This window comes from Streptomyces sp. NPDC040405 (assembly GCF_055595765.1).
The window spans coordinates 42,102-62,138 of record NZ_JBVIVI010000010.1 but is presented as its reverse complement, the minus strand read 5'-3'; the positions used below and the strand labels follow the sequence as shown (position 1 = coordinate 62,138).

At 71.8% G+C, this 20,037-nt stretch carries 15 protein-coding genes and 1 tRNA gene; 7 read left to right on the top strand and 9 right to left on the bottom strand.

The window, feature by feature from the left end; genetic code table 11:
* Positions 1–26: 26 nt before the first annotated feature.
* The 4 genes from ACZ59A_RS33615 to ACZ59A_RS33600 form a co-directional block, all read right to left on the bottom strand.
* Positions 27–1,289, bottom strand: a complete 1,263-nt coding sequence (locus ACZ59A_RS33615) for an IPT/TIG domain-containing protein (protein WP_470966668.1) — start codon at positions 1,287–1,289, stop codon at positions 27–29.
* 113 nt (positions 1,290–1,402) lie between these two features.
* Entirely contained in the window at positions 1,403–2,194 is a 792-nt protein-coding gene (locus ACZ59A_RS33610) for an IPT/TIG domain-containing protein (RefSeq protein ID WP_470966666.1), read from the bottom strand.
* Positions 2,195–2,597: 403 nt separating this feature from the next.
* Positions 2,598–3,476: a siderophore-interacting protein gene (locus ACZ59A_RS33605; protein ID WP_470966663.1), complete on the bottom strand. Its 879-nt coding sequence runs from the start codon at positions 3,474–3,476 to the stop codon at positions 2,598–2,600.
* A 48-nt stretch (positions 3,477–3,524) separates the two neighbouring features.
* Positions 3,525–4,451, bottom strand: coding sequence for a 5'-3' exonuclease (locus ACZ59A_RS33600; protein ID WP_470966661.1), 927 nt, complete (start codon positions 4,449–4,451; stop codon positions 3,525–3,527).
* Between the two features lie 218 nt (positions 4,452–4,669).
* On the opposite strand from ACZ59A_RS33600, the gene ACZ59A_RS33595 reads away from it, so the two are divergent.
* The 3 genes from ACZ59A_RS33595 to ACZ59A_RS33585 all read left to right on the top strand — a co-directional run bounded on the left by ACZ59A_RS33595 (position 4,670) and on the right by ACZ59A_RS33585 (position 9,277).
* Complete coding sequence (locus ACZ59A_RS33595; RefSeq protein ID WP_470966658.1) at positions 4,670–5,818, top strand: quaternary amine ABC transporter ATP-binding protein; 1,149 nt, start codon at positions 4,670–4,672, stop codon at positions 5,816–5,818.
* Entirely contained in the window at positions 5,811–8,432 is a 2,622-nt protein-coding gene (locus tag ACZ59A_RS33590) for an ABC transporter permease/substrate binding protein (protein WP_470966656.1), read from the top strand. Before ACZ59A_RS33595 ends, ACZ59A_RS33590 begins: the two co-directional genes overlap by 8 nt.
* 98 nt (positions 8,433–8,530) lie before the next feature.
* Positions 8,531–9,277 carry a helical backbone metal receptor gene (locus ACZ59A_RS33585; RefSeq protein ID WP_470966653.1) on the top strand — a complete coding sequence of 249 codons (747 nt, stop codon included), beginning with the start codon at positions 8,531–8,533 and terminating at the stop codon, positions 9,275–9,277.
* Positions 9,278–9,301: 24 nt separating this feature from the next.
* On the opposite strand, the gene ACZ59A_RS33580 is transcribed toward ACZ59A_RS33585, so the two are convergent.
* Positions 9,302–10,411: a TDT family transporter gene (locus ACZ59A_RS33580; RefSeq protein ID WP_470966651.1), complete on the bottom strand. Its 1,110-nt coding sequence runs from the start codon at positions 10,409–10,411 to the stop codon at positions 9,302–9,304.
* A gap of 70 nt (positions 10,412–10,481) precedes the next feature.
* On the opposite strand from ACZ59A_RS33580, the gene ACZ59A_RS33575 reads away from it, so the two are divergent.
* The gene (locus ACZ59A_RS33575) at positions 10,482–11,453 is read left to right on the top strand and encodes a LysR family transcriptional regulator (protein WP_470966648.1); all 972 of its coding nucleotides are present in this window, start codon (positions 10,482–10,484) and stop codon (positions 11,451–11,453) included.
* Positions 11,454–11,595: 142 nt separating this feature from the next.
* On the opposite strand, the gene ACZ59A_RS33570 is transcribed toward ACZ59A_RS33575, so the two are convergent.
* Complete coding sequence (locus ACZ59A_RS33570) at positions 11,596–14,817, bottom strand: amidohydrolase family protein (protein ID WP_470966646.1); 3,222 nt, start codon at positions 14,815–14,817, stop codon at positions 11,596–11,598.
* 250 nt (positions 14,818–15,067) lie between these two features.
* On the opposite strand from ACZ59A_RS33570, the gene ACZ59A_RS33565 reads away from it, so the two are divergent.
* Positions 15,068–16,009, top strand: coding sequence for an alpha/beta fold hydrolase (locus ACZ59A_RS33565; RefSeq protein ID WP_470966643.1), 942 nt, complete (start codon positions 15,068–15,070; stop codon positions 16,007–16,009).
* 1 nt (position 16,010) lies between these two features.
* Here ACZ59A_RS33565 and ACZ59A_RS33560 read toward each other — a convergent pair whose 3' ends face one another.
* Both ACZ59A_RS33560 and ACZ59A_RS33555 read right to left on the bottom strand, forming a co-directional pair.
* The gene (locus ACZ59A_RS33560; RefSeq protein WP_470966640.1) at positions 16,011–16,937 is read right to left on the bottom strand and encodes a transketolase family protein; all 927 of its coding nucleotides are present in this window, start codon (positions 16,935–16,937) and stop codon (positions 16,011–16,013) included.
* Between the two features lie 69 nt (positions 16,938–17,006).
* A complete protein-coding gene (locus ACZ59A_RS33555; protein ID WP_470966638.1) occupies positions 17,007–17,699 on the bottom strand; it encodes a transketolase in 693 nt (230 codons plus the stop codon).
* 55 nt (positions 17,700–17,754) lie between these two features.
* Here ACZ59A_RS33555 and soxR point away from each other — a divergent pair, with 55 nt between their 5' ends.
* Together soxR and ACZ59A_RS33545 are read left to right on the top strand one after the other, a co-directional pair.
* Positions 17,755–18,288 carry a redox-sensitive transcriptional activator SoxR gene (gene soxR / locus ACZ59A_RS33550; RefSeq protein ID WP_470966635.1) on the top strand — a complete coding sequence of 178 codons (534 nt, stop codon included), beginning with the start codon at positions 17,755–17,757 and terminating at the stop codon, positions 18,286–18,288.
* A 60-nt stretch (positions 18,289–18,348) separates the two neighbouring features.
* Positions 18,349–18,422, top strand: a tRNA-Pro gene (locus ACZ59A_RS33545).
* Positions 18,423–18,539: 117 nt separating this feature from the next.
* On the opposite strand, the gene ACZ59A_RS33540 is transcribed toward ACZ59A_RS33545, so the two are convergent.
* Positions 18,540–19,814: a tyrosine-type recombinase/integrase gene (locus ACZ59A_RS33540; RefSeq protein ID WP_470966633.1), complete on the bottom strand. Its 1,275-nt coding sequence runs from the start codon at positions 19,812–19,814 to the stop codon at positions 18,540–18,542.
* Between the last annotated feature and the right edge of the window lie 223 nt (positions 19,815–20,037).

The window sequence follows — 20,037 nt, the reverse complement described above, 5'->3', positions numbered from 1 at the left end:
CCGGCCCTGGACCATGAAGGGCCGGATCACGACGGATCGTAGGTGAACGGCAGGGCGTTGCTGGTTCCGGCCGGGGTGTGGGCCACGACGCTCACCACCCCGGGCGGCCCGCCCGGGGTGGTGGCGACGACCTGGGTGTCCGAGATCGCGGCGAACGCGGCCGGGACGCCGCCGAAGGTCACCGAGTCGGTGTAGGTGAGGTTGCCGCCGACGAGCACGACCGACTCGCCCCCGGTTTCCAGGCCGTTCGGCGGGTTGAGGCTGGTGAGGACCGGGGCGCCGAGATACGTGTAATGCGGATTCCCGGTCCCCGTCGAGCTGGTGCCGCCGGGGGTGGTGACGGTGACCTGGACCGTGCCGGACCCCGCCGGGGCGGTGACGGTCAGCTGGCTGTCGGAGATCACGTTGATGGCGGTGGCCGGGTTTCCTCCGAAGGAGACGGCGCTGGTGAGGGTGAGACCGGTGCCGAAGACGGTCACGGTGTTGCCGCCGGTGGCCGGGCCGAGATGGGTGGACAGTTCGGTGACGGTCGGCGCGGTGATGTAGAAGTACGGCAGCGGATTGCTGGTGCCGCCCGGTGTGGTGACGGTGACGTTGACCGCGGACGCCGGCCCGGCGGGCGCGGTGACGGTGATCTGGGTGGCGGTGTTGGTGAGGATGGCCGCCGCGTTGATCCCGAACATGACCGAGGTCGCCCCGGAGAGGCTGGTGCCGTTGAGGGTGACCGTATTGCCGCCCGTGGTCGGCCCCGAGGCCGGGCTGAGGCTGGTGAGGGACGGTGCGGGGGCGGTGGCGTAGGTGTAGCCGAGCGCGTTGCTGGTGCCGCCGGGGGTGATGACGACGACGGCCACGCTGCCGGTGCCCGCCGGGGCGGTGACGGTGATCTGGGTGGCGGTGTTGGTGAGGATGGTGGCGGGGTTGGGGCCGAAGAGCACCTGGGTGGCGCCGCCGAGGCCCGTGCCGTTGAGGGTGACCGTGTTGCCGCCGGAGGGGGGACCCGAGGCCGGGCTGAGCGTGGTGAGAACGGGGGCCGTGACGGTGGTGTAGGTGAAGAACACGTTCTGGGAGCTGGTCCCCGTCGGCCCGGTGACCGTGACCTTGACCGCGCCGGTCCCCGCGGGCGTCCTGGCCGTGATCTGCGTGCTGTTCACGACGACCACGTTCGTGGCCAGACTCGGGCCGAACCTGACCGCGGTGGCGCCAGTGAAGCCGGAGCCGGTGATGGTGACGGGGGTACCGCCCGCCGGGACACCTTGGGCAGGGCTGACGCTGGTCACGATGGGGGCCATGACGCTGTTCTCCTTCTGGTACCTCGACGGCAGCGCCCTGGCCGGTGGCTGTCGGCCAGGGCGCTCGGGGCGAACGTGCGGTGACGCTGTCGGCGCTCGGTCGTCCCCGGCCGTCAGGTGATGGTGAAGGCCTGGTCGTTGGAGTCCCCGCCGCACGTGTGGACCGTGATGGTCCCGGCGCCGGTGGCGAGCCCGCCGGGCACGGTGGCCACGAGCTGGTCGTCGCCGATGGGGATGAAGACCGCGAGGGCGGTGGCGGCGGCGCTGTCGGTGAAGGTGACGGTGTCGACGCCGATGAAGGCGGTTCCGTTGATGGTGACGCTGTCGCCCGCCGTGCCCGAGGTGGGCGCCACGGAGGTGATGGCCGGGGCGAGGTAGTAGTCGACCAGGGTGGTGCCCGAGGAGCTGGTGCCGCCCGCCGTGGTGATGGTCACCGCCTGCGTCGACACGTCGGCGACCTGCCCCGGGTTGGCCGGTGCGGTGAAGGTGACCTGGTTGGTCTGCGTGGGGGAGACCGCGACGTTTCCGACGGTGCCGACCCCGACCTGCGTACCGGTCAGGAAGTTGGTGCCGAACAGGGTCGCCGCGCCACCCGTGGCGGCGGGCAGACAGGTGACGCTCAGTCCGGTGGTCGTCGGGGTGGCGATGACGAAGAACGGCAGTGCGTTGCTGGTGGCGCCGGTGTTGCTGGTCACGCTGATGGAGACCTGGCCGGAGCACGGTGCCGTGCTGGGCACGACGAAGGTGACCTGGGTGGCGGTGACGCCCGTCGGAGTGACCGCCGTCGACCCGAAGTTCACACGGGTCGTGGTGGCCATCGCGGTGCCGTTGATCTGGACGGTGTCCCCGGGCTTGCCTTGGTTCGTGGTGGTGGTCGTGTCCACCACGGACGTGATGGTTGCCATGATGCTTCTCCTTCGATGGTGCCGCTTCGCCGGAAGGCGCGGAGAGCAGGCCGATGGCTGACGCGCTCCGCGACCGCGGAGGACGTCCCCCGGTGGGCGGGAAGGGCGGGTGAAAGACCCGTGGCCTCGGGGCCGGCACCTGGGGGCGGGTCTTCGGGATGAAGCGACTCGGCGCCGTCAACGAGGGGCGCCGTCAAGCTCGCTGCTTCCGATTTAAGCGATCGGGTGAAGGAGCCGGAAGGTGGAACTGGAGCAACCGGGAATTTATGTGTAAGTAGGGTTAAAGCCTGTTAATAGACTTTCTCTGCCGTCGTACGCCCCCTGAAATCCCCCTGAAAAGCGGCAGGGCGGGTGGGCGGCCTCAGCCGTCCACCCGCCCGCCGTGGCGTCGCGCGTGCGTGTCCTACGCCGCGGCCTCCTCGGGCCGCTCCCTCTCCTGCTCGGCCTCCACCTGCTGGTTCCACTCCCGCTTCGACGCCTGCCAGCCGTCCTCGTTGTGACCGCGCCGCCAGTAGCCGGAGATGGACAGCCACTCGCGCGGCACCTCGCGCTCCATCCGCAGATAGCGGCGGATCTCCTTCACGAAGCCCGCCTCGCCGTGCACGAAGGCGTGCACCTGTCCGGCCGGGAACTCCAGGCCGCGGACGGCCGCCACCAGCGCCTCGCCGACCGGCGCGGCGCCCCGGTGTAGCCACACCACCTCGGCACCGTCCGGAACGGCCAGCTTGTGCTCCTCCTCCGGGCCCTCGACCTCGATGAAGGCGTGCACCGGAGCCCCGCCCGCGCCCTGCGGCCGGTGGGCCAGCCGCTCCAGCGCGGCGGCGATGGCGGGCAGCGCGCTCTCGTCACCGGCGAGCAGGTGCCAGCCGGCGTCCTCGCGCGGGGCGTACGCGCCGCCCGGGCCCTGGAGGTAGATCTCCTCCCCGGGGCGCACCCGCGCCGCCCAGGGCCCGGCCAGGCCCTCGTCGCCGTGGACCACGAAGTCGAGCGTCAGCTCGCGGGCCGCCGGGTCCCAGGCGCGCACCGTGTACGTACGGGTGACCGGCCACTGCTCGCGCGGGAAGTCCTCGCGGATCCGCTCCGGGTCGAAGGGCTCGGGATACGCCACGCCCTCGGCCGGGAACAGCAGCTTGACGTAGTGATCGGTCCACTCACCGGCGCCGAAGTCGGCGAGGCCGTCGCCACCGAGGACCACCCGCACCATGTGCGGGGTGAGCCGGTCGGTGCGTACCACCTGCGCCCGGTGGGGCCGCGGACGTTTACGGGCCGGACGGTCCGCCATGGCGGCCTCCTTGATCGACAGTGAGTTAGGTTAAGCTAACCTAACACTTTATCCCTCAAGGGTGGAGAGCAACCGACGTAGGGATCCCCCCAGTCCCCAGCGTTCCGCGAGGGCGTCCACCGCGCGCGGGTCGCGCGGTGCGTGAGGGACCGCGGCGTCGAACGGGGGCAGCGGGACGTCCGAGGCTACCCGGACGACCTTCGGAGCGACCGCGAGATACGGCCGCGCCTCGTCCAGCCGCTTGCGCTGGGTGGGGGTCAGCTTGGAGCCCGGGTCGTCGACCGCGGCCATGATCCCGGCCAGGTCGCCATGGGCGGCCAGCAGCTTGGCCGCGGTCTTCTCGCCGACCCCGGGAACCCCCGGCAGGCCGTCGCTCGGGTCGCCGCGCAGCAGCGCCAGGTCCGAGTACCCCGCGCCGTCCACCCCGTACTTCTCGCGCAGCAGGGCCTCGTCCACCAGCTGCAGCGTGCCGACGCCCTTGACCGGGTACAGCACCCGCGCCCGGCGCTCGTCGCTGACCAGCTGGTAGAGGTCGCGGTCGCCGGTGACGATGTCGACCGGTCCGGCCGCGCGCCCGGCGAGCGTGCCGATCACGTCGTCCGCCTCGTAGCCCGCCGAGCCCACCCGGGCGATGCCGATCGCGTCCAGCACCGCGTCGATCACCGGGACCTGCGGGGAGAGGGTGTCCGGAACCTCCTCCTGGTCGACCCCGGCCCCCTGAGGGGCCTCCTCGGCGACCCGGTGCGCCTTGTACGTGGGGATCAGCTCGACCCGCCACGCGGGCCGCCAGTCGAAGTCCATGCAGGCGACCAGATCGTCCGGCCGGTGGTCCTGGACGAGCCGGGCGATGAAGTCGAGCAGTCCGCGTACGGCGTTCACCGGAGTGCCGTCGGGAGCCTTGACCGAATCAGGCACCCCGAAATAGGCGCGGAAGTACAGAGAAGCGGTGTCGAGAAGCATCAGACGTCGGGTCACGCTTCGATAATGCCGTACGCCAGGGACACCGCCGGACTGGGAATGTGAGCTAGATCACCGTATGGTTTACGCCATAAGGAGCGGGGCAGGCGCGCTGCCGGAGCGAAGCCATTGCGTAGTTCAACTATTGCGTAGGGCATGCGGTCCGGTGCCGTACTGTTCCACGACCTGCCGGCGGGGGTGGCGGGTCGTTTTTTGGTGCGATCTGAGAGGTATATGTGTCCAAACTGCGAGCCGAGCATCTGTACAAGGTGTTCGGCAGAAGACCCGATGAGGCGGTAGCCGATCTCGAGGGCGGTGCGGACCGCGAGAAATTGCGTGCGGAGGGTACGACGGCCGCGGTCATCGATGCCTCCTTCGCGGTCGAGGCGGGCCAGACATTCGTCGTCATGGGTCTGTCGGGGTCCGGTAAGTCCACGCTGCTGCGCATGCTGAACGGGCTGCTGGAGCCGACCGCCGGACGCGTCCTCTTCGACGACGACGACCTCACCGCGCTCAGCCCGCGCGATCTGCGCCAGGTGCGCTCCCACAAGATCAGCATGGTCTTCCAGCACTTCGCCCTCTTCCCGCACCGCACCGTGCTGGAGAACGCGGGGTACGGCCTGGAGGTCCAGGGCATACCGGCCGAGGAGCGCGTGAAGCGTGCCACCGAGGCCCTGGAGATGGTCGGCCTGGCCGGCTGGGAGAAGTCCTGGCCCGACGAGCTGTCCGGCGGTATGCAGCAGCGCGTGGGCCTCGCCCGCGCCCTGGCCACCGACGCCGATGTGCTCCTGATGGACGAGTCCTTCAGCGCGCTCGACCCGCTGATCCGCCGCGACATGCAGGACCAGCTGGTCCAGCTCCAGAAGCGGCTCAAGAAGACCATCGTCTTCATCACCCACGACCTCAACGAGGCCATGCGGCTCGGCGACCGGATCGCCGTCATGCGCGACGGCCAGATCGTCCAGATCGGCACCGCCGAGGACATCCTGGTCACCCCCGCCAACGACTACGTCGCCTCCTTCACCCAGGACGTCGACCGGTCCCGGGTGCTCACCGCCGGGGCGATCATGTCCGACCCCGCCGAGGTGCTGGGCACCACCACCGACGACGGCACGACGCTGCGCACCGAGCAGGATCTGCTGGACGCCGCCCCCGCCACCGTCGGCACCGGCACCCCGATCGTCGAGCTGTTCACCCCCTGCTCGCGCAGCGGTACCGCGGTCGCGGTGACCAACGGTGACGGTGCCCTCGTCGGCGTCGTCGCCCGCGCCCGGCTGCTCGCCGTCCTCGGCGACGGGGACACCGGAGGTGATGGCGCGACGCCGCCGTCGCCCGGTACCCCGGACGCGCCCGAGTCCGCGAAGAAGGTGATCACTGGTGCCTAGGCTCGAACTCGGCGACTGGATCAATTCCGGCGTCAACTGGCTCCGTGACAACCTGAGCTGGCTCTTCGACTTCATCTCCTCCGTCGTGCAGGGCATGTACGACGGGGTGAACGCGGTGCTCAGTGCGCCCGAGCCGCTGCTGTTCGCGGGCATCCTCGCGGTGCTCGCCTGGTGGCTGCGCGGGCTGCTGCCCGCCGTCCTCGCGTTCCTAGGCTTCGCGCTCATCGATTCGATCGAGCTGTGGGGCGAGGCGATGAACACCCTCGCGCTGGTGCTGGTCGCCGGTGTGATCACCATCGTGTTCGCGGTGCCGCTGGGCATCTGGGCGTCCCGCAACCGCGCGGTGAGCGCGTCGATCCGCCCGGTGCTGGACTTCATGCAGACGATGCCCGCCTTCGTCTACCTGATCCCCGGCATCTTCTTCTTCGGCCTCGGGGTGGTCCCCGGCGTCGTCGCGACCGTCATCTTCTCGATGCCCCCGGGCGTCCGCATGACGGAGCTGGGCATCCGGCAGGTCGACGCCGAGCTGGTCGAGGCGGCCGACGCCTTCGGCACCCACCCGCGCCGCACCCTGCTGCGCGTCCAGCTGCCGCTGGCCCTGCCCACCATCATGGCGGGCATCAACCAGGTGATCATGCTGGCGCTGTCCATGGTCGTCATCGCCGGTATGGTCGGCGCCGAGGGCCTGGGGTCCACGGTCTTCCAGGCGATCAGCTCCGTCGACGTGGCCATGGGCTTCGAAGGCGGTATCGCGGTCGTCATCCTGGCCATGTACCTGGACCGGATGACCAGCGCGCTCAATCAGCGCGTCTCCCCGCTCGCCCGCCGCGCGCTGGCCAAGGAGCGGGCCAAGGCGCTCAGCGGTTCGCGGGTGCTCCACTGGCGGCCCGCGACCTCGGTCGCCATGGTCGGCGTGGTCGTTCTGGCGCTGGTCGCGGGCGGCATGAAGATGTTCGCCAGCGACGACACCGGCCCCACCGTCTCCGCCAACGTCGGCAAGGGCCAGTCGGTCAACCTCGGCTACATCAACTGGGACGAGGGCGTCGCCTCCACCTTCCTGTGGAAGGAACTGCTGGAGGAGCGCGGCTTCAAGCCCAAGGTGCAGTCGTACGACGTCGGCGCCCTGTGGACCGGTATGGCCGCGGGCAACATCGACATGCAGACCGACGCCTGGCTCCCGGCCACCCACGCCTCGTACTGGGCGAAGTACAAGGACAAGCTGGAAGACCTCGGCTCCTGGTACGACAAGACCTCGCTGGAGGTCGCGGTGCCGTCGTACGTCAAGGGCGTGAAGTCCCTCGACGACCTCAAGTCCAAGTCCAGCACCTTCCAGAAGAAGATCATCGGCATCGAGCCCGGCGCCGGTGAGATGAAGCTGATGCAGGACAAGGTCATGCCGGGCTACGGCCTGAACAAGGACTACAGCCTGGTCAAGGGCTCCACCGCGGCGATGCTGTCCCAGCTGGACCGGTCGTACGCCAAGAAGGAGCCGATCGCGGTCACCCTGTGGTCTCCGCACTGGGCGTACGACAAGTACAAGCTCACCAAGCTGAAGGACCCCAAGGGCGCCTTCGGCTCGGGCGACCACATCGACACGATCGCGCGCAAGGGCTTCTCCAAGAAGAACCCGCAGATCGCCAAGTGGATGAAGAACTTCAAGCTGAGCGAGAAGCAGCTCACCAGCCTGGAGTCGGCCATCCAGGACGCGGGCAAGGGCAAGGAGCAGCAGGGCGTGCGCGCCTGGCTGAAGGACAACCCGGGGATCGCCAACAAGCTCGCCCCGGTGCCCGGCGGCGCCGACCAGAAGGGCAAGGACGCGGGCGCCGCGCCGCAGATCGGCTACTTCCCGTGGGACGAGGACATCGCCACCACGTACCTGTGGAAGAACGTCCTGGAGAAGCGCGGCTACAAGCCGGAGATCAAGCAGTACGACGTCGGCTCCATGTTCACCGGGATGAGCACCGGGCAGGTGGACGTCGAGTTCGACGGCTGGCTACCGGTCGCGCAGAAACAGTACTGGGACAGATACAAGAAGAATCTGGTCGACGTCGGCTCCTGGTACGACAAGACCTCTCTTGAGATCGCCGTGCCGTCGTACGTCAAGGACGTGAAGTCCCTGGCCGACCTCAAGGGCAAGGCCGATCTCTTCAAGGGGAAGATCGTCGGCATCGAACCGGGCACCGGTGAGATGAAGCTCCTCAAGGGCAATGTCCTGAAGGATTACGGCCTGGACAAGGAGTACAAGGTCTCCGACGGTTCCTCCCCGGCGATGCTCGCGCAGCTCGAGCGCAGCTACGCCAAGAAGGAGCCGGTGGCCGTCGTGCTGTGGACCCCGCACTGGGCGTACAGCAAGTACAAGCTCACCAAGCTCGCGGACCCGAAGAAGGCTTTCGGGGCCAACAACCAGCTCCACACTCTCGCCAACAAGTCCTTCCCGAAGAAGTTCCCCGAGTTCAACGGGTGGCTGAAGAAGTGGCACATGACGGAGAAGGAGCTTGCGTCGCTGGAGCAGGCCGTGCAGGACGCGGGCAAGGGCAACGAGGCGGAGGGCGTCCAGAAGTGGATCGACGCCAACCCCGGCATCGTCGACAAGATGGCGCCGGTCAACCCCTGACCCCCGCACCCCCGCTGTAACACCCGCCGCCGCGGTCCGGAGCCCCGGACCGCGGCGGCGGCCGTTCGCGCTCCGCCGCGCGAACGTACGGTGGGGCGATGAGCCCTCGTACCCCTGTACGGAGCGTGGTGTCCCTGGTGCCCTCGCTCACCGAGTCCGTCGCCGCCACCGCGCCCGGCCTGCTGACCGGGGTGACCGACTGGTGCAGCCATCCGCCCGGTCTGCGCGCGGAGCGCGTCGGCGGCACCAAGAACCCCGACACCGCCCGGATCGCGGCCCTCGCCCCGGACCTCGTCCTCGCCAACGAGGAGGAGAACCGCGCCCCCGACCTGGCCGCGCTGCGCGCCGCCGGACTGGAGGTGATGGTGACCGAGATCCGGACGCTGGAGCAGGCGTTCGCCGAGCTGGAACGGGTCCTGGTGCGCGGCTGCGGGCTGCCGCGGCCCGGCTGGCTGGCGGAGGCCGAGGACGCCTGGGCGGACGTCCGGGACGGCCGGGCGGCCGGGGCGGAGCGACGGGCCGTGGTGCCCGTATGGCGGCGGCCGTGGATGGTGCTGGGCCGGGACACCTTCGCCGGTGATCTGCTGGCCCGGCTGGGCGTACGGCAGCTGTACGCGGAGCACCCCGAGCGCTACCCCCGGATCCCGCTCGACGAGCTGACCGGGTGCGGCGCGGAGCTGGTGGTGCTGCCGGACGAGCCGTACCGCTTCACGGCCGACGACGGGCCCGAGGCGTTCCCCGGGCTGCCCGCCGCGCTCGTCAGCGGCCGCCATCTGACCTGGTACGGCCCCTCGCTGGCGGAGGCGCCCGCCGTCCTGGGCGCGGCGCTGGCGGCGGCCCGCTGACGACTCCGCTCAGCGACGGGGCTTCTACGGCGCGAGCAGCGTGCCGCGCGCCAGCCCGAGCGCCGTGCGCGCCGCGACCAGCCCCCACGCCGCCGCCAGGGCGCCGTACAGCACCACCGCCAGCCAGCCGAACGCGTGCAGACCGGTGTGCCGGGACAGCGCCGCCGCCCCCGTGACGCAGGTGCCGACCGGAAAGGTGAACCCCCACCACGTCATCGCGAACGGCAGCCCGCGCCGCGCCGCCCGCACCACCAGCGCCCCCGCCGACGCCAGCCACAGCAGCGCGAACCCCATCACCGGCACCCCGTACACCACCGAGGCGAACCGGGCGGCGGCCATCCCGCCCGCGCCCGCCGTGTACGCCGCGGCGTCGGCCATTCCGCCCGCCGCCGTCGTGGACTGCCCGAGCGGGCCCAGCACGAGGAAGAGCGCGGGCGTCAGCACCAGCGGGAGCGGGCCGTGGCGTACCAGCCGGTCGAAGATCAGCGGCAGCATCAGGAACGTCCCCAGCAGGCTCGCCCCGGCCAGCGCCACGCACCCCAGCAGCAGGGCCTCCCGCCCCTGCCCGGGCGGCAGATGCGGCACCAGCGCCGGACCGGTCGCCGCCGATACCATCGGCGCCACGACCGGCAGCAGCCACACCGGGGACGCGTCCCCGGAGCCGATCCGGTGCCGCAGGACCATCAGACCGGGGATCCCGGCCGCCGTCACCAGGGCGGCGAGCGTTCCGGCCGTCCACAGGGCCGCGTCCACGGCCACCGCCGCCCGTACGCCGATCACCTCCGCCCCCACCGACAGCGTCGCCGCGCCGACCGCCGTCAGCGCCATGGGGAAGCAGCCGTGGAAGGGCGCGACCGCCGGGTCGAGGAGATCGGCGCGGGCCCGGTCGCGATGGCGCGCCCAGTGCGCGGCGCGGGCGGCCAGCACGGCGCCGAGCAGCAGCACCGACAGTCCCCACACCACCCGGCAGACGCCGCCCAGCCCCGGGACGCGCACCGGCAGCCCGGCGCCCGCGGTGGCCACGATCGCGGTGCCCATCACGGTGGCGTACCAGTTCGGGCCGAGGCCGCGTACGGACGGCCGGGGGCGGCCCGGGGCGGCGGGGAGGGGCGGGGCGGGGGCGACAGTGACCATGAACGCACCCTCGCCCGCCGCCGCGCCTCCCACCAGGCCCCTTTCTCCTATGGGGGCATAAGCTGGCTTTATGAGCGAGCAGGGCCGGAAGAGCCCCACCCCCGGCGGCGACGGCCCGACGCACACCCCGCTCGCCCATCGGGTCCCCGACCTCGGTGCGCTGGAGCTGCTGATCGCCGTCGCCCGGCTCGGCAGCCTCGGCCGTGCCGCCCGGGAGCTGGGCATCACCCAGCCCGCCGCGAGCAGCCGCATCCGGGCGATGGAGCGGCGGCTGGGCGTCGCGCTCGTGGACCGCTCACCGCGCGGCTCCCGGCTCACCGGCCCCGGGGCACTCGTCACGGACTGGGCGCGGCGCGTGGTGGAGGCGGCCGAGGCGTTCGACGCGGGCGTCCACGCGCTGCGCGACCGCCGCGACTCCCGGCTGCGGGTCGCCGCCAGCATGACGATCGCCGAGTATCTGCTGCCCGGCTGGCTGATCGCCCTGCGCGCCCTGCGCCCCGACACCGCCGTCTCGCTGCTCACCGGCAACACGGCGGCCGTCGCCGGGCAGCTGCTGGAGGGCGAGGCGGACATCGGCTTCGTCGAGGGCCTGGACACCCCGAGCGGGCTGGACGCCACGGTCATCGGCCACGACCGCCTCACCGTGGTCACCGCCCCCGGCCACCCCTGGGCCCGCCGCCGCACCCCACCGGCCGCCGCCGAGCTGGCCGCCACACCGCTCATCCTCCGCGAGCGCGGCTCCGGCACCCGGCAGGTGCTGGACGCCGCCCTCGCGGCCCACGGCGGCCTGGCCGCGCCGCTGCTGGAGCTGGCCTCCACGACCGCCGTCAAGGCGGCGGCGGTGAGCGGGGCGGGCCCCGCGGTGCTCAGCCGCCTGGCCGTCGGCGAGGAACTGGCCGCCCGCCGCCTGGTGGAGATCGCGGTCCCGGACATCCCGCTCCGCCGCGACCTGCGCGCCGTCTGGCGGTCCGGCCCCCAGCCCACCGGCCCGGCCCGCGACCTGCTCGGCCTGACCCGGCCGGGCCCGGCTCCCACCGTCTGAGCCGGACCGCGGCCGGGACCTACCGGAACGCGGGAAGCCGGGTGCGGCCGGGACCTACCGGAACGCGGGAAGCCGGGTGCGGCCGGGGCTCACCGGAACGCGGGAAGCCGGACCGCGGCCCGGGTCACCGGAGCGTAGGGCTTCAGATGTGCAGGTCGCAGCACCCGTCGCGGCGCAACTGCCGTCCCACCTCCAGCCAGTGGTCCGCCGACCGCCCGTGCGCCAGGGCACCGGCGGGCGCCGGGAACGCCTCGACCAGCTGCCGCTGCTCGTACGGCACCCCGCCCCGCAGCACCGAGACCGTCCGTACCATCGCGTCGAAGTCGGTGAAGGGATCGCCGTCCACGACCGTCAGGTCCGCCAGCTTGCCGACCTCCAGGGTGCCCAGATCCCGGTCGGCGCCGAACGCGCGCGCCGGGAGGACGGTCACCGTGCGCAGCGCCTCCGCGGGCGACATCCCGAACCGGTGCAACGCCCGCAGTCCCACGTGCAGATGGAGCCCCACCGGCGCCAGCGGCTGATCCGTCCCCAGGGCGACCACACCGCCACCGGCCAGGATCCGCCGGTATATGTCGATCTCGGTGCGCAGGGTGGCCAGCTGGGCGTCGGTCGGCGGCGTTCCGGCGAGCTGCCGCACCAGGGCGGTGTCCCACGGCGGCATCAGCCGGGTGACCCGCTCGTCCTCGGCCAGCGAGGGATCCGCGCCGACCAGCGGCTGGGCGGCGAACGGCGTGGCGATCAGCCGGAAGTCGGAGGCCGTGTAGATCTCCTCCACGTCCTGCAGAGCCTGTCCGGTCGCCGTCGTCACATGCCCGAACTCCAGCCGCTGGGTGGCCTGGAGATGGGTCGTCAGATCCTGTCCGAGCTGTATGCCGGGCGTGCACAGATGGCTGCCGGAGCGCACCCCGAGCCGCTCGTGCGCGAAGCGGGCCGCCTCCTCCATGATCCAGCCGGGCGCGCGGACGTACGTCTTGACGAAGTCCCAGTCCAGAGCCGCCGCGCGGTCCAGCGAGCGCCGCAGCCCTTCCCGGGTGCGGTGCGCCCGGCCCATGCTGTACGCCACCCGCGGCCCGTCCAGCAGCTCTCCGGTGGCCAGCAGCCGCGGCCCGGCCAGCGCGCCCGCCGCGACGGCCTCCCGCAGCCGCGCCTGCTCGTAGGCGAAGCCGCCGAACGAGACGGCGGTGGTGATGCCGTACGCGAGCTGCAGCGACGTCTGGCGGCCGCCGTACGTGTACTGCCACGGATGGGTGTGGGCGTCCCACAGGCCGGGGACGACGGTCCGGTCCGAGGCGTCGATACGGCGCTTCGCGGGCCGCCCGCCGCGATGCGCCTCGACGGAGGCGATACGCCCGCCGCGCACCACGATGTCGACGTCCTCGCGGACCGTGCCCCCGCCGCCCGTACCGTCCCAGAACTTCCCGGCGTGCACCACGGTGTCGGCCGGGCGCGGCCGCCGGTGGTCGAGCGGGATGCGCACCGTACGGGCGTCGCCGCTCGCGACGTCCAGCAGCCGCAGCCTGCCCGCCGACAGATACAGGATGCTGCCCGAGTCCGCGGACCAGGAGGGATGATCGGCCGCTTCGTCGGTCAGCCGTCGCGGGTCGCCGTCCGGGCTGCCGTCCGGCCGGACCGGCAGCAGCCACAGGGCGGACTCGGTGACGACCGCCATATGGCGGCCGTCCGGGGACCAGACGGGGCCGGAGTCATAGCGGTCGGTCAGGGAGGTGTGTGGCGCGACGGCGTGCAGTTTCGCGGTGCCGCTGGCCGTGTCGACGACCCGGATGAGGTTGTAGCCCTCGCGGAACCTCTGGTTCAGCCGGTTGCGGTCGCACAGGGCGACATACCGGCCGTCCGGCGACCAGGTCGGCCGTCCGGGCAGCCCGCCCGCGCCGAGCGGCGCGGCCAGCACCCGGTCCGTACCGGCGCCGAGGTCCCGCAGGACGAGGTTTCCCGACATGTCGATACTGGCGAGCCGCTTGCCGTCGGGGGAGAGCGCGGGGTGCACCCGGCCGCCGGAGGCGAGCACCGTCTCCTTGCCGGAGGCGAGGTCCCGGCGGCGTACCGCGAGCAGCCCGTCGCGGTCGTCGGCGTACACCAGCGCGCGCCCGTCTCGCGTCCAGGAGGGCGCGAGCAGATACCGGGTGGCGTCCGCCCGTACGACCCGGCGCGGCGCGCGGCCGCCCGAAACGTCCCCGATCCAGAGGGAGTTGAGGGCGGCGAAGGCCACCTTGCGGCCGTCGGGCGACAGCGCGGGCAGATGTACCCCGAGCACCGGACGCGCCCCGCCGCCCTCGAAGTCGTACCGCTTGACGGGGTACCGGGGTCGGTCGACCGGCAGGGTGGCGGCGAACGGGATGTCCTCACCCTTGGCCGGGGCGTCGGGGCGTACCAGCCGGAACCGGCCGTCCACCGTCAGCAGCAGCTCCTCGCGCGAGACCCACCGCGGCGGCACCGGCTGCACATCGCCCTCGACCTCGGCCGCCGCGCCGTCCACGACCAGCGTGCAGGACGCGTCGGGCGCGACGGTGGTGCGCAGATAGGCGAGCGTGCCGCCCGCCGACACGGACGGCGTCATCACCTGGGCGCCCGTGGTCGGGTCGGTGCGCTCGGTGGTCACCGGTCCGGTGCCGTCCGCCCGTACGGAGGCCACCGTACGGGCGTCCAGGGCGATCCCGGCGGGCACGCCGCGGACGAACAGCACGCGCTCGCCGTCCGGGGACCAGGTGGGGTCGAAGTCCTCCCAGGCGCCGTCCTGGAGCGGCCCGTCCTGGTTCGGCAGCCCGGTCAGCCGGGTCAGTTCGCCGCTGGCCACGTCCAGCACCCACACCCGGTACGGGCTGCCCGCCACCGGATCGCCGCCGCGCTCGGAGGCGAAGGCGATCCGGGTGCCGTCGGGCGACCAGGCCGGACCGCGGTCGTCCCACGGCCCGTCGGTGCGCTGCCGCAGACCGGAGCCGTCGGGGCGCAGTGTCCAGATGTGGAAGCCGCCGCCCCGGTACGCGCAGACCGCCAGCAGCTTCCCGTCGGGGGAGTGGACCGGACGGGTGGGCTCCAGATCGGGCGGGGTGAGCGCGACGGCATCGCCACCCTTTCGGGGGACGGACCACAGCACGTTCTGGACCTCGGCGATCAGCCGGTCGCCGGAGGGGGAGAGGGACGCGGCGCCGTTGGTGGCCGCCGTGAAGGAGAGCGAGACCCGCCGCGCCTCCGCCCGGGCGGCGGCCTGGGCGACCGCCTCGGCGGGCAGTGCGGTGCCCGCGGCGACGGCAGCCCCCGCGGCTGCCGCCTGCAGCAGGCGTCTGCGGGAGAGCGGGGACGGGGCGGGATTCTCCGGCGATGCGTCAGGTGCTTCGTAGGTAGCCAACGATCCTCCTGGTACAGGGAGTTGCACGGATCAGGAGTTGCGGGTGGTACGGAAAGCGGTTGATCGTTACACACCGCACGTGCTCCCGGTCAACACCTCGTCAACACCTGTCCGTACCTTCGCCGTACCTGTTCGTACTTGCCGACAACGCCCGTCCCTGGCCTTGGCTTGGCGGCCCGGCGAGGGGAGAGTGGGATTCCGCCCTCGTTCGAGGGCGACGCCATTCCCCCGGCCCAGGAGACGGATACGCATGCCAGCTGGCGGCATCACCCACCGCACGGATCACCTGACCGCCCCGGACGGCGTGCGCGTCGCGACGTACACCTGGCAGCCGGAGGCGGGCACCGCGCGCGCGATCGTCCAGATCGCCCACGGCGCCGCCGAACACGCCCGGCGCTACGACCGGTTCGCCCGCTTCCTGGCCGGACACGGCTATGTGGTCGTCGCCTCGGACCACCGCGGCCACGGGGCGACCGCCGAGTCCACCGGCGGTTTCGGGGCCGTCGGCGAGGCGGGCGACGGCTGGCGGGCGATCGTCGCTGACCTGCGCGCCATCGGCGACCGGGCCCGCGCCGACCACCCCGGACTGCCGCTGGTCCTGCTCGGCCACAGCATGGGCTCCATGCTGGCCCGCGACTGCGCCCAGGAGTACGGCGGGGAACTGGCCGGGCTGATCCTCTCCGGCACCTTCCGCTCACTGCCCGGGGCGGAGATCGAGGGCGCGATGGCGGACATCGAACGGGAGATCGCGGACCGCGGCCGTACCGCCCTGTCCACCTTCACCCCCACGCTCTTCGCCTCGTTCAACGACCCGTACGAGTTCGGTACCGGCTTCGAATGGCTCTCCCGGGACCAGGCCGAGGTCGCCGCCTACGCCGCCGACGAGCGGTGCGGCTTCCCCTTCAGCACCGGACTCTCGCTGGACTGGCTGCGCGCCGTCCGCAAGGTCAACGACCCGCGCCAGCAGGCCCGCGTCCCGGCCGCGCTCCCGGTCCATGTGGCGGTGGGCACCGAGGACCCCTGCCATCAGCGGATGACCCTGGTCTACGAACTCCTGGAGGACTTCCGCTACGGCGGCACCCGGGACCTGAGCTGGAAGGGCTACCACGGCGCCCGGCACGAGATCCTCAACGAGACAAACCGCGACGAGGTGCAGCAGGACCTGATGGAGTGGCTCGACAAGCACCTCTGAGCTACCGCAGGAAAGCGGCGATGCGTTCCCGCAACGACGCCGGATCGAGCCCCTGGCCCGCCAGATGTTCCTCGATCGTCCCGTAGCGCCGCAGCTCGCGCCGGGGGATGCCGAGCCCCAGCACCCGGTGCGGTACGTCGGCGAGGGCGTCGTTCGCGGCCGCCGTCGAGGTGCCCGCGAGATACGGCTCGACGAGCACGACGTCCGCGCCGGTGGTGCCCTTGCCGACAGCGCCCTCGCCGACGGCGGCCCGGAGCGCGCGGCCGTCGAAGGGGCGCACGGTCGTGGCGTACAGCACGGTCACGTCCAGCCCCTCGCCCTCCTCGACGGCCGCGAGCACGCCGTCGAGCATCGGCCCGACCGCGACCACCACCCCGTCGCGCCCCTCCCGCACGGTCAGGAACCGCCCCGGGGCGATGGCCCGCGGCGCCGCGTTGGCGTGCGCCGACAGCCGTACGTACACCGAGTCGTCCCCGGCCGCGGCCGCGTCCCGCAGCAGCGCCTCGGCCTCGTCGGGGTGGCCGGGGACGTGCACCGTCCAGCCGTCGAGCGTGTCCAGCAGGGCGACGTCACCGGGCGCCATGTGGGTGTAGCCGCCCGCGGGCCAGTCGTACGAACCCGCCGCGCTCACGAGCACCCCGCCCACCCCCTGATGCCCGAAGTCCAGCTTGACCTGCTCGAACGGCCGCTCGACCAGAAAGCTGGCGAAGGTGTGCAGGACCGGTCTCATCCCGGTCAGCGCCAGTCCGCCACCGACGCCGACGAGCAGCTGCTCCCGGATACCGACGTTGATCACCCGGTCGGGATGGGCGCGCCGGGCGTCGATGAAGCCGTCCTTGCCGATCTCCGCCAGGACGACGGCCAGCCGCGGGTCGTCGTCGAGGAGACGGGAGACGGTGGAGGCGAAGCGCTCACGCATGGTGTCCACGAGAAAATCCCCTTGATACGTCGATGCCGATGTCACTTCATGCCCTCTTGCCGTCCTGGCCTCCCGGCCTCATGTCCCCTTGGCCTCCACTCGGGCGACGACGGCGCGCGGCCGCCCCGGATGCGAGGCGATGAAGGCGTCGTACAGCGCGTCGTGGTCCTGCCCGTCGACCGTCGTCGCGGACCAGCCCGCGGCCTCGAACCGGGAGGCGATGCCGCCGGGCCAGCCGTGGGTGGCGGAGGCGTTGTCGACGACGAGCGTGTGCAGCCGATCCAGCCCTGCGGCGCCCGCGTACGCGATCGCCTCGTGGTTGCTCCCCTCGTCCAGCTCGGCGTCCCCGATCAGCACCCACACCGCGGGTCCACGGCCCCCGTCCAGCCCCTGAGCCCGCAGCCCCAGCGCCGTCCCCACCCCCAGCGGCAGCCCATGCCCGAGCGAACCGCTGCTGATCTCGGCCCCCGGCACCAGCACCCGGTCCGGATGGTGGCCGAGCGGCGAGTCGTACGAGCCGAACCCCGGCAGCAGCGAGTCGGCGAAGAACCCCTTGGCCGCGAGCACCGCGTAGTACGCCATCGGCCCGTGCCCCTTGGACAGCAGAAACCGGTCCCGCCCCGGATCGTCCGCGGTCTCCGGCGAGACGCGCAGCACACGGTCGTAGAGAACCCAGAGCGCATCGAGTGTCGAGGTGGCGGCGGGCCCGTGCTTCTCGTCGCCGGTCATCAGGCTCATCAGCCGCGGCAGGTCGCGGTAGGTCGAGGTCATACCGAGAGCGTGCAACTTCAAGTCCACTTGAAGTCAAGCGCTAGCATCGCCGTCCATGACCACGTCCTCCGACCGCCTCACCATCGGCGAGCTGGCCGCCCGCAGCGGCCTCGCCACCTCGGCCCTGCGCTACTACGAGGAGCTCGGCCTGATCCACTCCGAACGCACGGTCGGCCGCCAGCGCCGCTACCCCCGCGCCACCCTCCGCCGCGTCGCCTTCATCCGCGCCGCCCAGCACGTCGGCCTCACCCTCGAAGAGGCCGCCGAGGCCCTCTCCCGCCTCCCCACCGACCGCGCCCCCACCGCCCCCCAGTGGAACGCCGTCGCCCGCACCTGGACCCACCGCATCGACCAGCGCATCGCCGACCTGGAACGCCTGAAGCGCAAGCTCACCGGCTGCATCGGCTGCGGCTGCCTCTCCCTGCGCAAATGCGCCCTCTCCAACCCCTCCGACACCGCCGCCACCCACGGCCCCGGCGCCCGCTACCTCCTCGGCGACACCCCGCCACCCCCCGCCACCTCCCGCGAACACCCCGTAACCCCGGGTCGCCCGGAAGCCCCGCCAGGGGTGGAAGCGAGCACCCCCTGAAGTGCGGTATTGTTCTTCATGCGCGCCCGGCAAGGGGGAAACCCCGGGCCGGACAAGCACCGGGACGTGGCGCAGTTTGGTAGCGCACTTGACTGGGGGTCAAGGGGTCGCAGGTTCAAATCCTGTCGTCCCGACGGTGTTATTGCAGGTCGGAGGCCGTTTCCGCCGGAAGGCGGGGGCGGCCTTTTCCGTTGGTGGTCGTTGGGTGGTCGTAGATCGGCTCTGGACCCGCTTCTGGCGCTGATGCTGTTTCATGCCGCTTGCGTGTACTGGTCGCTGTGGGGCTGGCTTCGCGGGGCGGGTGGGCTGGTGGTCGTTGTGTGGTCGTAGCGCCTTTCCTCGCGGTCGAGCTGCTTGGCGATGGCATCGACGGCTTGGCGGGCTGCGGGTTTGGTGAGGTGGCCATAGATGTTGGCCGTGGTGGAGATCGTAGAGTGGCGCAGGGTCTTCGAGACGATGGTCAGCTCGACGCCGTGGGTAAGGGCCAGTGTTGCGGCGAGGTGGCGCAGGTCGTGGACGCTGGTGCGCGGAACGCCTGCCTGGCGGGCTAGGTAGTGGAAGTGGTTCAGGACGTACTCCGGGTGCAGCGGCCGCCCGTCTTCGCGGTGGAAGACGAACCCGCCGCCCGGGTCCCTGGGCGCGTAGCACTGGGTTTTGCGGTGGGTGAGGATGGTGTGGATGCGGGGTGAGAGGGCGACCCAGTCGCTGCTCTTACGGGTCTTTGGGCGGGTCAGGACGAGTTTGTTGTTGTCGATCGCCGAGAGGGTCCAGCGGACGTAGACGGTGTGCGCCTGGAGGTGGACGTCGTCCCAGTGGAGGCCAAGGGCTTCGCCTTTGCGGAGGCCGGTGCCGATGAGGAATTCGATCAGGTCGGCGAAGTCCGGATCGTTGGCGTGGCAGTGGCGCAGGAAGCGGATGGCCTGGGCCGGGGTCCAGATGGTGCGCTCTCCGGAGGCCGGGCGGGGGATCACCGTGGGCCGGACGACGTTCGTGGGGAGTCGGTGCTGGCGGACGGCGTCGCCGATGGCGCTGGAGAGGGTGGCGAGGATGTGCCACACGGTGGGTTGTCCGCGGCCGGCGGTGAGCTGGGCCTGTACGTAGTGGTTGATGTGTTCGTAGGCGAGTTCGTCCAGGCGGATCGGGCCGAGGGCCGGGATCAGGTCGTGGTGGACGTAGTCGCGGTAGCGGACCCAGGTGGTGGGCTTGAGCCGCAGTCGTTTGGCCGCGAGCCACTGGGTCAGGTAGTCGGCGACGGTCTGGTTCGGGTCGGCGCTGATGCCGATCCGGCGGCCTGCGCGGTAGCGGTGCAGGGCGGTGCGGGCGTCGTCCTGGGTGGGGAAGCCGCCGCGGCGCACGGTGCGGTTGTGCCCGCCGGGCTCGGTGGCGGGAAGGTCGACGGCGAAGGTCCAGGTCCCGTGGGCGGGATCGGACATCAGCTGGGGGCAGTGGGCGCCGAGCTGGCGGCGCTGCTCGTCGCGGCAGCCGCAGCGGCGGTAGACGCGCCCCACGGTCTCGTGGGCGCGCATGGTGATCACCTTCTACGGCGACGTGGAATTGTTGCGCATTTTCATTGTGAATCGCGGTTAAGGAGGAATGGAAATTCCTTACGACCACAATCCGACCACCACTGCCCTGCTCCGTTGCTTGACCAGCGGCGATCCCTTTACTTTCCCGTCAAGTGCACCGACAAGTGCGGTATCGGCACTTGTGCGAGATCGACGTGTTTTCAAAAAAGTATGCCAAGTGGGG

Bases quoted from the DNA above. Each gene is read 5' to 3' on its own strand.
- ACZ59A_RS33615 (WP_470966668.1), bottom strand. From the start codon at position 1,289: ATGGCCCCCATCGTGACCAGCGTCAGCCCTGCCCAAGGTGTCCCGGCG.
- ACZ59A_RS33610 (WP_470966666.1), bottom strand. From the start codon at position 2,194: ATGGCAACCATCACGTCCGTGGTGGACACGACCACCACCACGAACCAA.
- ACZ59A_RS33605 (WP_470966663.1), bottom strand. From the start codon at position 3,476: ATGGCGGACCGTCCGGCCCGTAAACGTCCGCGGCCCCACCGGGCGCAG.
- ACZ59A_RS33585 (WP_470966653.1), top strand. From the start codon at position 8,531: ATGAGCCCTCGTACCCCTGTACGGAGCGTGGTGTCCCTGGTGCCCTCG.
- ACZ59A_RS33580 (WP_470966651.1), bottom strand. From the start codon at position 10,411: ATGGTCACTGTCGCCCCCGCCCCGCCCCTCCCCGCCGCCCCGGGCCGC.
- ACZ59A_RS33575 (WP_470966648.1), top strand. From the start codon at position 10,482: ATGAGCGAGCAGGGCCGGAAGAGCCCCACCCCCGGCGGCGACGGCCCG.
- ACZ59A_RS33565 (WP_470966643.1), top strand. From the start codon at position 15,068: ATGCCAGCTGGCGGCATCACCCACCGCACGGATCACCTGACCGCCCCG.
- ACZ59A_RS33555 (WP_470966638.1), bottom strand. From the start codon at position 17,699: ATGACCTCGACCTACCGCGACCTGCCGCGGCTGATGAGCCTGATGACC.
- soxR (WP_470966635.1), top strand. From the start codon at position 17,755: ATGACCACGTCCTCCGACCGCCTCACCATCGGCGAGCTGGCCGCCCGC.
- ACZ59A_RS33540 (WP_470966633.1), bottom strand. From the start codon at position 19,814: ATGCGCGCCCACGAGACCGTGGGGCGCGTCTACCGCCGCTGCGGCTGC.